Source organism: Streptomyces sp. NPDC087428, assembly GCF_044744085.1.
Lineage (GTDB): Bacteria > Actinomycetota > Actinomycetes > Streptomycetales > Streptomycetaceae > Streptomyces.
Genome location: NZ_JBIUXR010000003.1, coordinates 316,288 through 329,534 on the forward strand (window position 1 = coordinate 316,288; position 13,247 = coordinate 329,534).

General features: G+C 70.9%; 15 protein-coding genes. 8 read left to right on the forward strand and 7 right to left on the reverse strand.

Going from position 1 to position 13,247, the window contains the following annotated elements; translation table 11 throughout:
• Nucleotides 1-3 precede the first annotated feature (3 nt).
• Nucleotides 4-969, reverse strand: a complete 966-nt coding sequence (locus ACIO3R_RS08735) for an alpha/beta fold hydrolase (protein WP_385041455.1) — start codon at nucleotides 967-969, stop codon at nucleotides 4-6.
• Nucleotides 970-1,079: 110 nt separating this feature from the next.
• On the opposite strand from ACIO3R_RS08735, the gene ACIO3R_RS08740 reads away from it, so the two are divergent.
• The 4 genes from ACIO3R_RS08740 to ACIO3R_RS08755 all read left to right on the forward strand — a co-directional run bounded on the left by ACIO3R_RS08740 (nucleotide 1,080) and on the right by ACIO3R_RS08755 (nucleotide 2,950).
• Nucleotides 1,080-1,295, forward strand: a complete 216-nt coding sequence (locus ACIO3R_RS08740) for a hypothetical protein (protein WP_385041458.1) — start codon at nucleotides 1,080-1,082, stop codon at nucleotides 1,293-1,295.
• A gap of 169 nt (nucleotides 1,296-1,464) precedes the next feature.
• Nucleotides 1,465-2,106: a TetR/AcrR family transcriptional regulator gene (locus tag ACIO3R_RS08745; protein WP_123523710.1), complete on the forward strand. Its 642-nt coding sequence runs from the start codon at nucleotides 1,465-1,467 to the stop codon at nucleotides 2,104-2,106.
• A 132-nt stretch (nucleotides 2,107-2,238) separates the two neighbouring features.
• Entirely contained in the window at nucleotides 2,239-2,466 is a 228-nt protein-coding gene (locus ACIO3R_RS08750; protein ID WP_024490505.1) for a DUF3107 domain-containing protein, read from the forward strand.
• A gap of 214 nt (nucleotides 2,467-2,680) precedes the next feature.
• Complete coding sequence (locus ACIO3R_RS08755) at nucleotides 2,681-2,950, forward strand: hypothetical protein (RefSeq protein WP_385041463.1); 270 nt, start codon at nucleotides 2,681-2,683, stop codon at nucleotides 2,948-2,950.
• 28 nt (nucleotides 2,951-2,978) lie between these two features.
• Here ACIO3R_RS08755 and ACIO3R_RS08760 read toward each other — a convergent pair whose 3' ends face one another.
• Entirely contained in the window at nucleotides 2,979-3,713 is a 735-nt protein-coding gene (locus tag ACIO3R_RS08760; protein WP_363031073.1) for a ferritin-like fold-containing protein, read from the reverse strand.
• Between the two features lie 451 nt (nucleotides 3,714-4,164).
• Between ACIO3R_RS08760 and ACIO3R_RS08765 the strand changes: the two genes are divergently transcribed.
• Complete coding sequence (locus ACIO3R_RS08765) at nucleotides 4,165-6,090, forward strand: DEAD/DEAH box helicase (RefSeq protein WP_402104590.1); 1,926 nt, start codon at nucleotides 4,165-4,167, stop codon at nucleotides 6,088-6,090.
• A gap of 163 nt (nucleotides 6,091-6,253) precedes the next feature.
• Nucleotides 6,254-7,102, forward strand: a complete 849-nt coding sequence (locus ACIO3R_RS08770) for an alpha/beta fold hydrolase (protein ID WP_402104592.1) — start codon at nucleotides 6,254-6,256, stop codon at nucleotides 7,100-7,102.
• A 31-nt stretch (nucleotides 7,103-7,133) separates the two neighbouring features.
• Here the strand turns inward: ACIO3R_RS08770 and ACIO3R_RS08775 are convergent, their stop codons facing one another.
• On the reverse strand, nucleotides 7,134-8,021 hold the full coding sequence (locus ACIO3R_RS08775) for an NYN domain-containing protein (protein WP_385039992.1): 888 nt from the start codon (nucleotides 8,019-8,021) through the stop codon (nucleotides 7,134-7,136).
• A 221-nt stretch (nucleotides 8,022-8,242) separates the two neighbouring features.
• On the opposite strand from ACIO3R_RS08775, the gene ACIO3R_RS08780 reads away from it, so the two are divergent.
• Nucleotides 8,243-8,395 (forward strand): hypothetical protein, encoded by a 153-nt coding sequence (locus tag ACIO3R_RS08780; protein ID WP_199884445.1) that lies wholly within the window; start codon nucleotides 8,243-8,245, stop codon nucleotides 8,393-8,395.
• Nucleotides 8,396-8,469: 74 nt separating this feature from the next.
• Here ACIO3R_RS08780 and ACIO3R_RS08785 read toward each other — a convergent pair whose 3' ends face one another.
• The 3 genes from ACIO3R_RS08785 to ACIO3R_RS08795 form a co-directional block, all read right to left on the reverse strand.
• Complete coding sequence (locus ACIO3R_RS08785; protein WP_385039995.1) at nucleotides 8,470-9,075, reverse strand: MarC family protein; 606 nt, start codon at nucleotides 9,073-9,075, stop codon at nucleotides 8,470-8,472.
• A 159-nt stretch (nucleotides 9,076-9,234) separates the two neighbouring features.
• Nucleotides 9,235-10,101 carry a PHP domain-containing protein gene (locus ACIO3R_RS08790; protein ID WP_385039998.1) on the reverse strand — a complete coding sequence of 289 codons (867 nt, stop codon included), beginning with the start codon at nucleotides 10,099-10,101 and terminating at the stop codon, nucleotides 9,235-9,237.
• 98 nt (nucleotides 10,102-10,199) lie between these two features.
• Nucleotides 10,200-10,844, reverse strand: a complete 645-nt coding sequence (locus ACIO3R_RS08795; protein WP_385040001.1) for a DUF6758 family protein — start codon at nucleotides 10,842-10,844, stop codon at nucleotides 10,200-10,202.
• 157 nt (nucleotides 10,845-11,001) lie between these two features.
• Here ACIO3R_RS08795 and ACIO3R_RS08800 point away from each other — a divergent pair, with 157 nt between their 5' ends.
• A complete protein-coding gene (locus tag ACIO3R_RS08800; protein ID WP_402104596.1) occupies nucleotides 11,002-12,234 on the forward strand; it encodes an MFS transporter in 1,233 nt (410 codons plus the stop codon).
• Between the two features lie 139 nt (nucleotides 12,235-12,373).
• Here the strand turns inward: ACIO3R_RS08800 and ACIO3R_RS08805 are convergent, their stop codons facing one another.
• Complete coding sequence (locus ACIO3R_RS08805; RefSeq protein WP_402104598.1) at nucleotides 12,374-12,958, reverse strand: suppressor of fused domain protein; 585 nt, start codon at nucleotides 12,956-12,958, stop codon at nucleotides 12,374-12,376.
• Nucleotides 12,959-13,247: the final 289 nt, after the last annotated feature.

Below are 13,247 nucleotides of genomic sequence, written 5' to 3' on the forward strand. Positions count from 1 at the left end.
GGATCAGCTCCCGCCGTATTCGTCGAGCAGTTCCCGGAACGCCTGGGCGACCGCCTCCGGGTACTCCATCATCGCCACGTGCCCCGCGTCGGGCAGCGTCAGCAGCCGCGAGTCGCGGAAGGCCGCGGACGCCCTGCGTGCCATCCGGTACGAGACGAGCCGGTCCCGTCCGCCGTACACGAGCTGCGTCGGTGCGAGCACACGCTCGGCCTGACGCCACAGTCCGTGCTGGCCGCCCAGCGTGTACGCATCGACGATGCCACGTGCCGAGCGCGCCATGGCGTCCCAGAAGTACGGCAGTTCGAGCCGTCGCTCCATTTCGGCCACGGCCGCACGGAAGCCCGTCTCCGAGACGCGTGCCGGATCGCCGTAACAGAGTGCCATGACTCCACGGGTGCGTTCTTCCGCGCTCCAGTCGCGGGTCATCCGGTTGAACAGTGACACGAGCCCCGGAACGGCGAGCAGCGCGGTCGGCGCGGCCGACCACTGCACCCGGATCTCGGGGAGCGCGGGCGAGATCAGGGTGAGCGTGCGCACCAGGTCGGGGCGGACCGCCGCGACCCTGGTCGCCACCGCACCGCCGAGGGAGTTGCCGAACAGGTGGACGGGCCCGCGCTCCCCCGCGTCCAGGAAGCGGATCACCGCGCGGGCGTGACCGGTGACGGAGTAGTTGCCGTCGTCCGGCGGCGGGGAGTCCCCGAAGCCGGGCAGATCCACGGCCTCGCCGTCCAGCACGTCCTGGAGGAGCGGCATCAGCGCCGACCAGTTCTGCGAGGAGCCGCCGAGCCCGTGCACATAGAGGGCGGGCGCCAGGCCCTTCCGCTCCGGCGGCCGCGAACGGACGGACAGCGTGAGTCCGGCCAGCGTGACGGAGCGGAGTCTCTCGCCCTCCGCAACCCTGACGGCGCCCACCGTGGGGGCCACCGCTGCGGCGGCGGCACGGACTCCCGGCAGCTCGGTCGAAGACATGCGGCAATGTTACGAGACGATCACACCGCGATTCATGTGTTCGCCGTCACACACCGCGTCGCGGCATCGGGACCTTGCTCCTAGGCTCGGGGCAAAGGAAGGGAGTGCCCATGACGGTCGACCCCAGTGACCCGGAGACCTTCGAGGACGTCCAGCCGGACGAACCCGACCAGGAGACACCCGAGGCGGACGCCGCCGAGCAGCAGGCGGAGCTGCGCCCCGAGAGCGACGAACCACTGACGGAGCTCGACCGGAACCGCGCGAACGAGGCGGACGCCGCGGAACAGGCCCGCGTCGTCACCCACGACGAGGACGATTACCGCTGATACGTCCGGCTATCCGGCGCAGGTTCAGAGAATCTGTGGCTACCGCAGTCGTCCGGTCCGTGAAATTCTGCGTCCGCGCCGCGCATACCCGGGTTACCCGAAAGTACGATGGAGGTACGGCGCAGCGAGTACGGAACAGCTGGGTCGGATCACGAATTTGGGAGGCGGCGTGACAGCCATCGAGCAGACCGAGGCGGCGCGCCCGCGGGGCACTCGCCTGCCGCGTCGCGCCCGGCGCAATCAGCTCCTGGGCGCCGCCCAGGAGGTCTTCGTCGCACAGGGGTACCACTCCGCCGCGATGGACGACATCGCGGAGCGGGCCGGGGTCAGCAAGCCGGTGCTCTACCAGCACTTCCCGGGCAAGCTGGAGCTCTATCTGGCCCTGCTCGACCAGCACTGCGAGTCGCTGCTCCAGTCGGTGCGCACGGCGCTCGCGTCGACGACCGACAACAAGCTGCGCGTGGCCGCGACGATGGACGCCTACTTCGCGTACGTCGAGGACGAGGGCGGTGCCTTCCGGCTGGTCTTCGAGTCGGACCTGACCAACGAGCCCGCCGTGCGCGAGCGGGTCGACCGGGTCTCGTTGCAGTGCGCCGAGGCGATCTCCGACGTGATCGCCGGTGACACGGGCCTGTCCAAGGACGAGTCCATGCTGCTCGCGGTCGGCCTGGGCGGGGTGTCCCAGGTGGTCGCCCGCTACTGGCTCTCCAGCCGGTCCGCCATCCCGCGCGACACGGCGGTGCAGCTGCTCACCTCGCTGGCCTGGCGCGGCATCGCGGGCTTCCCGCTGCACGGCATCGATCAGCACTGAGCGGAGCGGCCGGCGCCCGTGTTCGCTGCGGGCGTTGCCGGCCGGTCCCTGACCGGTCCCTTCAGCGGGCTACTGTGTGCTGCGTACGGCGCGGTTCACCGCGCAGGGACTGACCGTCGGAGGGACATAGCCGTGGAGGTCAAGATCGGGGTGCAGCACACGCCCCGGGAGATCGTTCTGGAGAGCGGGCTCTCCGCCGAAGAGGTCGAGAGCGCGGTTTCCGAGGCTCTCGCCGGCAAGGCGCAGCTGCTCAGCCTCACGGACGAGAAGGGCCGCAAGGTCCTGGTGCCGGCCGACCGGATCGCCTACGTGGAGATCGGCGAGCCCAGCACGCGACGGGTGGGGTTCGGCGCGCTGTAGCGGCGCGCACGGACACGGTGACCGTGGAAGCGGCCCGGCGGGGATTCCCCGCCGGGCCGCTTTCCGTCGTGCCCCGGGGCGCGAGCCGGGCGGGGCGGCCGTTCCTGTGCGGCGGCTGAGCGAAGCCTGTCCGCGGGAGGGTTGCGTTCCGTGGCCCGGGGGTAGTACCGCCTACGACCGAATAGCCCGCCCCGCACCTGCGAGGTGATCGTCTGTGATCTTGGAAACCCTGAGCTCCGTCGTGCTCGGACTCGCCCTCTCCTGGGCGGCACTGCGCACCCTGTCCCCGCGTCTCCCGTCCCCTCGGGCCGTCTTCGGCACCGGAGCGCTGGGAGCCCTGTTCGGCCTGTACCTGATGCACTCGGTGCTGGGCGGCGGCCATGTGGCGGCGACGCTGATCGGCGCGGTGCTCATCTCCGCGGTGACGGTGTCCCTGCTCATCCGGCCGCGCAGCCGCCGGCTGAGCCGGTCGGCGGCGGTCTGACGCCGCCCCCGGCCCCGCGCGGGCGGTCCTACGCGGCGAGCCCCAGGGTGGCCATCCGCTTGGTGTGCGCCTCGGTGATCCGCGAGAACATCCGGCCGACCTCGGCCAGATCGAACCCGTCGGCCACCCCGCCCACCAGCATGGTCGACAGCGCGTCGCGGTCGGCCACCACGCGCTGGGCCTGCGAGAGCGCCTCGCCCATCAGCCGGCGTGCCCACAGCGCGAGCCGGCCGCCGAGCCGCGGGTCCGCCTCGATGGCGGCGCGCACCTTCTCGACGGCGAAGTTGCCGTGGCCCGTGTCGTCGAGCACGGCGAGCACGAGGGAGCGGGTGTCCGAGTCGAGCCGGGCCGCGACCTCGCGGTAGAAGTCACTGGCGATCGAGTCACCGACATAGGCCTTGACCAGGCCTTCCAGCCAGTCCGACGGTGCGGTCTGGCGGTGGAAGTCGTCGAGCGCCTTGGCGAACGGCTCCATCGCTCCGGTGGGGTCCACCTCGATCGCCGTCAGCCGGTCGGTCAGCCGCTCGAAGTGATGGAATTCCGCGGACGCCATCTTCGCCAGCGCCGCCTTGTCACCCAGCGTCGGCGCGAGTTTCGCGTCCTCGGCGAGCCTCTCGAAGGCCGCCAGCTCCCCGTAGGCGAGTGCTCCCAGCAGGTCCACGACAGCGGCCCGGTACTGCGGTTCCGTGGACGCGGTGGCCCAGTCCTGGTCGGCGATTCGGGTGGATGCGGGGGTTTCCGTGGCGTTGTCAGGCGTCTCCATGGAGCGCAGAATAGCCCGCCCGCCGAGGGGCGGAAGGGTCCGGCCGCCGACTGCCCTCATACCGTTCCGATGAATTCGCCCAACACAGATGCGCGAATCCGGGGTACAGTGGTATTGCGCTTACTGAGCATTTTGCAACTGCTCGTGGCGCGAAATTGAATGAGGATGCCCGGTCGGTGGCCCGATCGGCTCCGACCCGACAGCCCTCCACGCGATGCGTACACCACGTACGACCGCAGATGAGGGGCCCCCTCAGCGGCACGAGCGCTCGAGCGACGGCAGTGGTCCCGCGCCACCCGGCCCATCCACGGCCGGATGACCAACCCCGGCACGGTACGACCCCCATCGTTCGCCTCGGACCGCGTTTCACAGAAGAGGCAATACCCTGACTACGTTCCGAGACCTCGGGATTCTTCCCGAGACGGCCGAGGCCCTTGAGTCCGTCGGCATCATGTCCCCCTTCCCCATCCAGGAGATGACGCTCCCCGTAGCGCTCTCCGGCTCCGATGTCATCGGACAGGCCAAGACGGGCACCGGCAAGACGCTCGGTTTCGGCCTTCCGCTGCTGGAGCGCGTCACCGTCCCCGCGGACGTCGAGGCCGGCCGGGCCGCGCCCGAGAAGCTGACCGACGCGCCGCAGGCACTGATCGTCGTCCCCACCCGCGAGCTCTGCCAGCAGGTCACCAACGACCTGCTGACCGCCGGCAAGGTCCGTAACGTCCGCGTTCTCGCGATCTACGGCGGCCGGGCGTACGAGCCCCAGGTGGAGGCCCTCAAGAAGGGCGTCGACGTGATCGTCGGCACCCCGGGCCGGCTCCTGGACCTCGCGGGTCAGCGCAAGCTCGACCTCTCGCACATCCGCGTCCTCGTCCTCGACGAGGCCGACGAGATGCTCGACCTGGGCTTCCTGCCCGACGTCGAGCGCATCATCACGATGCTGCCGGCCAAGCGGCAGACCATGCTGTTCTCGGCGACCATGCCGGGCGCGGTCATCAGCCTGGCGCGTCGCTACATGTCGCAGCCGACCCACATCAACGCCACCTCGCCCGACGACGAGGGCACGACCGTCAAGAACACGGCGCAGTACGTCTACCGCGCCCACTCGATGGACAAGCCCGAGATGGTCTCGCGCATCCTGCAGGCCAACGGCCGCGGACTCGCGATGATCTTCTGCCGCACCAAGCGGACCGCCGCCGACATCGCCGAGCAGCTGGAGAAGCGCGGCTTCGCCTCCGGCGCCGTCCACGGCGACCTCGGCCAGGGTGCCCGCGAGCAGGCGCTGCGCGCCTTCCGCAACGGCAAGGTGGACGTGCTCGTCTGCACGGACGTCGCGGCCCGCGGTATCGATGTCGAGGGTGTCACCCACGTCATCAACTACCAGTCGCCCGAGGACGAGAAGACCTATCTGCACCGGATCGGCCGGACCGGCCGCGCGGGTGCCAAGGGCATCGCGATCACGCTGGTCGACTGGGACGACATCCCGCGCTGGCAGCTGATCAACAAGGCGCTGGACCTGAAGTTCCCGGACCCGCCCGAGACGTACTCCACCTCCCCGCACCTGTACGAGCAGCTGGACATCCCGGCCGGCACCAAGGGTGTCCTGCCGCGCGTCGAGCGCACCCGTGCCGGTCTGCGGGCCGAGGAGATCGAGGACCTCGGCGAGACGGGCGGCCGCGGCCGCAAGTCCGCCCCCGCCGCGGCGCCCGCCGTCCGCGAGGAGCGCCCCCCGCGCACGCCGCGTCAGCGCCGTCGCACCCGGGGCGGCTCCGCCGCGGAAGAGGGCGTCGCCACGGTGCCCGCACCGGCCGCGGAGGCCGTCGAGGCCCCTGAGGCCGTCGAGGGTCCCGCTGAGCCGCGTACGCCTCGCCGTCGCCGGCGCAGCCGCGTCGGTGCCCCGGACATCGCGGCCGAGGCCGCGGTGGACGTGGCGCAGGCCCCGGTCGTCGTCATCGACACCGAGCCCGCGGTGAAGACCAGGACCAGGACCGCCAAGGCGGCCAAGGCCGATGTCGCGATCGACGTGGAGGCCGAGGCCGTGCCCGCGGCGAAGCCGCGTCGCAGCCGCGCCCGGGTCGTGAAGCCGGTGACGGAGGAGGTCGACTTCCAGACCGCCCCCGTGTCCGACCCCGCTCCCGAGGCGAAGACGGTGACCAAGCCGCGCCGCCGCGCCCGGGTGATCAAGCCGGCCGAGGACGAGGTCGACTTCCAGATCGCGCCGATCGCCGAGCCCGAGACGGACACCAGGCCTCGCCGTCGCACCCGTGCGGCCGCGAAGCCGAAGACGGAGGCCGTGGCGGAAGCCGCGGTTGCCGAGGGCGAGGCCAAGCCGCGCAGGCGGCGGGCGCCGCGAGCGGCTGCCGCCAAGACCGAGAGCTGAGCCCGGCGCCGGCAGCGGCGGGGCCACGCCCCGGCCGGCCGGCGTCGAGTGTGCCCGACGGGCCCGAGGGAATCCCTCGGGCCCGTCGGGCGTTTCACGGCGCGGCGGTCCGGTCGTGCGCCGCCGGACAGGGGCGTGGCGGAGGAAGTCGTAACCTCGTCCCATGAGCCGGCCACCCACCTTCACCCCGCCTCCCTGCACCCGTGCCCGTACGCTGCGCACCTCGCGCGGGGACTTCGCCGTGCTGGACGCCTCCCCGCGTACCGCCCGGCGCGGCACCGCTCTCCTGCTGCCCGGCTTCACCGGCAGCAAGGAGGACTTCATCGCGCTGCTGGAACCGCTCGCCGACGCCGGCTACCGTGCCGTCGCCGTCGACGGGCGCGGGCAGTACGAGACCGACGGCCCGGACCGCCAAGAGGCTTACGCAATTGATGAGTTGGCGCGTGACGCACTCGCGCAGACGGCCGCGCTCGGTCTCGGTGACGGCGCGGTCCACCTGCTCGGGCACTCGCTCGGCGGGCTGATCGCACGCGCTGCGGCGATCCTCGACCCGGCACCGTTCCGGTCGCTGACCCTGATGTCCTCCGGGCCCGCCGAGGTCGTCGAGGCCCAGCAGGTCCGGCTGAAGATCCTGGGTGACGCCCTCGCGACCATGAGCATGGACCGGGTCTGGGAGGCCATGCGCGCCTCCGACCCGCCCGCGGAGGCCGACACCGGCGGCGGCGAGGACCTGCGGCGGCGCTGGATGCGCCACACGCCCGCCCAACTGATCGCCACCGGCCGCCGGCTGGCCACCGAGCCCGACCGGGTGGCCGAGGTCGCCGCCACGGGACTGCCGGTCCATGTGATCTCCGGCGAGCGCGACGACGCCTGGCCGGTGCCGGTGCTCGACGGGATGGCTCGACGGCTGGGCGCCCACCGGACCCGGATCGAGGGCGCGGAGCACTCCCCCAACACGGACCGGCCGGAGCCGACGGCGGCCGCGCTGATCTCCTTCTGGGACAGCCTGTAGGCGGCGCCGGCAACCGTTGACGGTGGCGGGGTCAGTACTGCGACTGGAGGTGCTGCCAGAAGCCGTCGCGCAGCGCGCGCCGCAGATGGGCGTGGCCGCGCAGCGAGTGCTGGAGCAGGCGTTCGGCCTCGACCAGCAGGTCCTGGTCGACGGAGCCCGGCAGATACGGGTGTCCGGGGAGCAGATCGGCCAGGGAGTCGCGGCCGCGGGCGGAGAGCCAGGTCGCGGCGATCTGCGTACCGACGAAGCGGACGTCGTCGCGCGAGGGCGCCGGTGAGTCGTCCTCGTAGGTGGTGACGGGCCGTCTGGTCACATAGGGGCGGCAGAAGTCGAGGTCGAAGGTGCGCTGGCTGTCGACCTCCCAGAGCAGCGGTTCGGCCTGGTTGCGGCCCTCCCCTGCCTCGATGCCCCACAGGTGGACGCGGGCCCCGTACCCCTGTGCGGCCTCGACGGCCGACACCAGGTCCTCGTCGCCGCCGACGAGCGCGGCGTCGCTGATGGCGCGGTGGCGGGCGAGGGATTCGAGGTCGGTGCGGATGAGTGAATCGACGCCCTTCTGCTGGTTGTTGGCGTTGAGGTTGCCGAGTCTGACCTTGACGTCGGGGAGTTCCGCGATGGACTGCTGCTCGACGGTGTGGATCCGGCGCCTGGCCCCGTCGTACCAGTACACGCGCAGCAGTCTGCTGTCCGCGAAGATCGTGCGGGCCTTGTCGATGAAGGCCTCGATCAGCCCCTCGGAGTCGAGGTCGAAGGAGCGCCGGTCCTCGGTGCCGGTGACGAGCAGTCCGGCGGCGGCGTACACATAGCCCGCGTCCACGAAGATCGCGTGGGTCGAGGGGGTCTTCGACACCTCGGCGAGCACGCGCTGGAGCAGTTCGTTGGTGCGCTCCAGTCGCTCACCGATCTCTGCCTCGCTCATAGGGGCCTCGTCGCGGATGTCGTCGTCCGCGCATGCTCGGTTACCTGCTGGTACTTAGACATCCAAAAAATTTCCTTAGCGTAGGGAATGATTGCAGGAGGCAAGCCGTTGTACACCCCGTGGGGCGCGAGACGTACAGCCTGGCGCTCCTCATCCTTGCGGACGGGTCACCCGTCCTCCCAGTAGTTCTCCAGCAGGAGGATCAGACGAAGGGAAGCCATATGCGCTTCGAGATCATGCGACTCGACGATGTCGACGGTACCGCCGTGGACAGCACCGTCGTGGACGCCGCCTCCGTCAACCGGATCGTGCAGCAGGCCGCCGCATTGGGCCAGCGCATCTATATCCGCCCGGCCGACACCTCGGCTTCGTAACGCATCACGGACATAAAGACGAAGCGCCCCCGCACGGATGGACCGTGCGGGGGCGCTGTGGTGCGCGGGGCGGGTCAGGCGTTCTGGATGACCTGGGTGACACCGTTGATGATCTGCTGCACGGCGATGGCGGAGAGCATCATCCCGGCCAGCCTGGTGACCAGCACGACGCCGCCGTCCTTGATGACCCGGATGATCAGCAGTGAGTAGCGCATGGTCAGCCAGAGCACGATGTGCATGGCGACGATCGCCGTCCAGACCGAGACCTGGCTCCCCACGCTGTCGGCGTGCTGCACGGCGAGGATCACCGAGACGATCGCACCGGGACCGGCGAGCAGCGGCATGCCCAGGGGGACGAGCGCCACGTTGACGTCCTTCGTCTGCGTCGGCTCGTCGGTCTTGCCGGTCAGCAGATCCAGCGCGATCAGCAGCAGGAGCAGTCCGCCCGCGATCATCAGCGCGGGTACGGAGACGTGCAGGTAGTCCAGGATCTGCTGGCCGAGCAGCCCGAAGACGGCGATCACGCCGAAGGCGACGGAGACCGCCTGCAGTGCCATCCTGCGCTGCATCTTGGCGGGGCGGCCGGCGGTGAGGGCCAGGAAGATCGGGGTGATTCCGGGCGGATCCATAATCACAAAAAGCGTGAGAAAAAGGGATCCGAAGACAGCGACGTCGAACACAGTGAGCCTTGCGGGGAGAGAGCGGGAATTCGGCTGGGGGCGGCGCACCGGGCGGGTGCCGGAGGGTCCTGACGGCAGCCGCGGCAGACCGGTGCGCGGGAGTGGAACGGACGGCGTCGCGCTGCGGCGCGGCCGGGTGGAGGCGTGGCGCGTGGGCCGTTACGGGGTGAGCGGTCCGCCGGCTCCCGGCACCGGGAAGGCTCCCGTGGCTCGCCGGGTGATCTCGCCGTAGATCTCGGGGTCGGTGACGTTCTCGCCGAGCCGTACGGTCTTGCGGCTGCCGTGGTAGTCGCTCGACCCGGTGGTCAGCAGCCCGAGCTCGCGGGCGAGCCCGCGCAGGGCGGCCCTGGTCGGTTCGTCGTGGTCCATGTGGTCGGTCTCGATGCCGTCGAGCCCCGCGGCGGTCAGCTCCGCGATCGCCGGCTCGGGGACCACGTTGCCGCGTTTGACGGCGGCGGGGTGGGCGAGGACGGTGACGCCGCCGGCGGCCTTGACCAGCCGGACCGCGTCGAACGGGTCGAGCTCGTGCTTCTCGGCGTGGGCGCGGCCGCCGTCGGCGAGCCACTGCGGGGTGAAGGCGTCGGAGACGGTCGGGACGACGCCGAGTTCGACCAGTGCGGTGGCGATGTGCGGCCGCCCGACCGATCCGTCTCCGGCGATCCGCGCGACCTGCTCCCATTCGACGGGCACGCCCAGCTCCTGGAGCTTGCGCACCATGGTCCTGGCGCGCGGCACCCGGTCGTCGCGCACCAGTTCGCGCTCGCGCGCCAGCTCGGGTTCGTCGGGGTCGAAGAGGTACGCCAGCATGTGCAGGCCCACGCCGTCGAGCCGGCAGGACAGCTCCGCGCCGGTGACCAGGGTGAGCCCCTCGGGCAGGGCCGCGAGTGCCTCCGCGTGTCCGCGGACCGTGTCGTGGTCGGTGAGGGCGACGACGTCCAGACCCGCGGCGGCGGCGTTGCGGACCAGCTCGGCGGGGGTATCCGTACCGTCCGACGCGGTGGAGTGGGTGTGCAGGTCGATGCGCACGACGCGGACTCCGGTGCTCGCGGGCGGATGGGGGACGCCCAAGGATAACCGGCGGACGGGTGGATTCCGGACCCGGCCGGAGGTGATCCGGCGGCCGCTCAGGGCCCGCCCAGCAGCCGGGGCGTGAGCGCGCCGCAGGGCACGAGGTCGACCTCTCCTCCGGCGTCGCGCAGATCGGTCAGCACCAGTTCGTCGTACATCAGGAGTCCCGACTGCTCGGGCCAGACGACCGCCCAGAGCCACAGGCCGCAGGCCTCGCCCGCGAAGACCGCCCGGTCGTCGGGGGCGTCCTTCACGTGCCAGAGCGGGGTAGGGCGTCCGGCGGCGAGCACCTTGACGTCCGGCGGCCCGTCCACCCGCAGGTACGGGCCGGGGTCGGGGCCGTCGACGCCCGCATACCGCGCACCGAGTCCGACGCCGAGCTCCTCCGCGACGAGCAGCAGCTCACCGATGCCGCCGAGCGGCCCCGGTCCGGAGCAGGCGACGGCGGTGGCCCGGCCGCCGCCGCGGTCGTCGCCCGCGCACGCCACACCGGTGAAGAGCCAGCCCACCGGGAGCGGCCAGGGCATCCACACCGGCACCCGGGCACGGTGCACCACCACGCCGAGCGCCTCGACGCTGGGCGGGATCACCGGCTGCATCGGCTGCACGCTGCCGTGCGCGTCGCACTGCCAGGTGTCGTCGAAGAAACCGGGCGCCTTGACCCGGCCTCCGCACTTCGGGCAACTGGGTTCGCCCCTCATACCGACCAACCGTCCTCCCCGGCCGTCGCCGCGTCAAGGACGATCACCCTTCCGCAGCGTGGCTCCCACCAGGAGATTTAGATGTAGCTTGCATTTATTAGCTTCTCTAACTTATTCTGTGCATAACACACCGATCTAGTGGAGAGTGAGTAGACCCATGCAGGGAGAGGATCCGTTCGATCAAGGAACGGTCAGCATCCTGCGCCAGCCGAAGGCCGTCTGGGCCACAGCGGGCGCCTCTGTTGTCGCGTTCATGGGAATCGGCCTGGTGGACCCGATTCTGCCGTCCATCGCCAAGGGACTCCAGGCGACGCCGAGCCAGGTGTCCCTGCTCTTCACCTCCTACTTCCTGATCACCGCCGTCGCGATGCTGGTCACCGGTTTCGTCTCCAGCCGCATCGGCGGGCGCAAGACGCTGCTGGCCGGACTGGCGCTCGTCGTGGTCTTCGCCGCGCTCTCCGGCACCTCGTCCTCCGTCGCGGAACTCGTCGGCTTCCGGGCCGGCTGGGGCCTGGGCAACGCCCTCTTCGTGTCGACCGCGCTCGCCGTGATCGTCGGCGCGGCGGCGGGCGGCAGCTCGGCGGCGATCCTGCTGTACGAGTCGGCGCTCGGCCTCGGCATGGCCTGCGGACCGCTGCTCGGCGCCCTGCTCGGTGACGCCAGCTGGCGCTACCCGTTCTTCGGCACGGCCGCGCTGATGGCCATCGGCTTCGTCTGCATCACGGCGTTCCTCAAGGAACAGCCCAGGCCGGCCAGGAAGACATCGCTGCTCGACCCGATCAAGGCGCTCGGCCACGGCGGGCTCGCCTCCGTCGCCACCTCGGCGTTCTTCTACAACTACGCGTTCTTCACGATCCTGGCGTTCACGCCGTTCGTGCTGAACATGTCGCCGTACAAGTCCGGCGCCGTCTTCTTCGCCTGGGGCCTGCTGCTCGCGGTCTTCTCCGTCCTCGTCGCGCCGAGGCTGCAGAAGCGCTTCGGCTCGCTCAAGGTGGTGGGTGGGTCACTGGTGCTGCTCGCCGCCGACCTGGTGATCCTCGGCTACGGCGACCACACCGCGGCCATCGTCTGCACGATCGTCTCCGGCGCCTTCATCGGCATGAACAACACCGTCTACACGGAGCTGGCACTCGGGGTGTCCGACGCACCGCGCCCGGTGGCCAGCGCCGGGTACAACTTCGTCCGCTGGTTCGCCGCGGCCGCCGCGCCCTTCCTGGCCCCGAAGATCGAGGAGTGGAGCAACATCCACATCCCGTTCGTGATCGCCGCCGTCGCCGCGGTCATCGGCGCGATCGTCATCTGGGTACGGCGCTCGGCACTGACCCACGACGCGCAGGAGCTGGAACCGAAGCACGCCACGGAGGACGGCGTCACGGTCTTCGCCGACTGAGGCGACGGGGGCGACCGGTCGCCCCGCATACCGCCCCGCCCGCGGCTCCCCTCCTCGCCGCGCGGCGGGGCTTCCGGCTGTTCCGCACTTCTCGCCGGCGCGGGTCCGAACCCACCGTGAGACGCTCGTCTCACCGGCGTCAGTCCAGGGCCACCGAGGCGCGCAGCGGGTCGCGCAGGTCCGTCCCCAGGGACAGCCACCGCTCCTGGAGTTCCTGCGCGCCCCTGACCCGCTTCCAGGCCGCCTCGTTGTGCGTCATCGGCAGCAGCGGCAGGAACCGCACCGCCTCCATGGGCGCGTCCATCTCCAGGTCCTCGACCAGCCCCCCGGACTCGGCGACGAGCACCGAGCTGAACGGCGCCCCCGGCCACAGCGGTTCGCCGAGGTCCAGCGAGGCGCCCGGCGCCACGATCAACCCCTCCACCTGCGGCGACGCGGCCAGCACGGCGAGCTTGCGCAGCACCTGGTCGGTGTCGGCGAGGCCGGCCCGTACCGAGAGGACCAGCTCGGCCCGCGGCCCCTTCACGGGGTCGGCGAGGGAGTCGGCCGGGTCGGCCATCGGCTGCGCGGACATCCCGAGCGTGGCGTACCTCACGATGTCGCCGTCGATGAACCTGAGCACCTCGATCCGGTCCGTGCCGAGGAACGTCACTGCCGCGCGTGCGTCCGGTTCACCCAGGGCCGTGCGCAGACGGGCCTCGACCAGAGCAAGAATTTCTGCCATGCGGCGAGCATAGGACGCGTATGGAACGGGCAAAGTAAGAGATTGGCCCTGTGCCGACTGATAGCCTGGGCCCGCCGGTCGGGACAGCACGCAGAAGCGTCGCTCTCAAGTCCCGACGCAACGTCGTCCCCCACGGGGGACCGACCGGAGGAGGTGGGGCTGCGGTGGATCCAAGTCGACCGTGCAGTACCAACCGCTCTTCCGCTCGACACCTTTCTTCTGTGATCTGACGCCTTCCCGGTCAAGGCCCATGGCCTTTCGCACGACGGAAGAGCACTCCTTTTTTGCC

Excerpts from the sequence above, each read along its gene's own strand:
- ACIO3R_RS08800 (WP_402104596.1), top strand. The coding sequence starts at position 11,002 with ATGCAGGGAGAGGATCCGTTCGATCAAGGAACGGTCAGCATCCTGCGC.
- ACIO3R_RS08805 (WP_402104598.1), bottom strand. The coding sequence starts at position 12,958 with ATGGCAGAAATTCTTGCTCTGGTCGAGGCCCGTCTGCGCACGGCCCTG.
- ACIO3R_RS08795 (WP_385040001.1), bottom strand. The coding sequence starts at position 10,844 with ATGAGGGGCGAACCCAGTTGCCCGAAGTGCGGAGGCCGGGTCAAGGCG.
- ACIO3R_RS08740 (WP_385041458.1), top strand. The coding sequence starts at position 1,080 with ATGACGGTCGACCCCAGTGACCCGGAGACCTTCGAGGACGTCCAGCCG.
- ACIO3R_RS08760 (WP_363031073.1), bottom strand. The coding sequence starts at position 3,713 with ATGGAGACGCCTGACAACGCCACGGAAACCCCCGCATCCACCCGAATC.
- ACIO3R_RS08775 (WP_385039992.1), bottom strand. The coding sequence starts at position 8,021 with ATGAGCGAGGCAGAGATCGGTGAGCGACTGGAGCGCACCAACGAACTG.
- ACIO3R_RS08770 (WP_402104592.1), top strand. The coding sequence starts at position 6,254 with ATGAGCCGGCCACCCACCTTCACCCCGCCTCCCTGCACCCGTGCCCGT.
- ACIO3R_RS08765 (WP_402104590.1), top strand. The coding sequence starts at position 4,165 with ATGTCCCCCTTCCCCATCCAGGAGATGACGCTCCCCGTAGCGCTCTCC.
- ACIO3R_RS08735 (WP_385041455.1), bottom strand. The coding sequence starts at position 969 with ATGTCTTCGACCGAGCTGCCGGGAGTCCGTGCCGCCGCCGCAGCGGTG.
- ACIO3R_RS08780 (WP_199884445.1), top strand. The coding sequence starts at position 8,243 with ATGCGCTTCGAGATCATGCGACTCGACGATGTCGACGGTACCGCCGTG.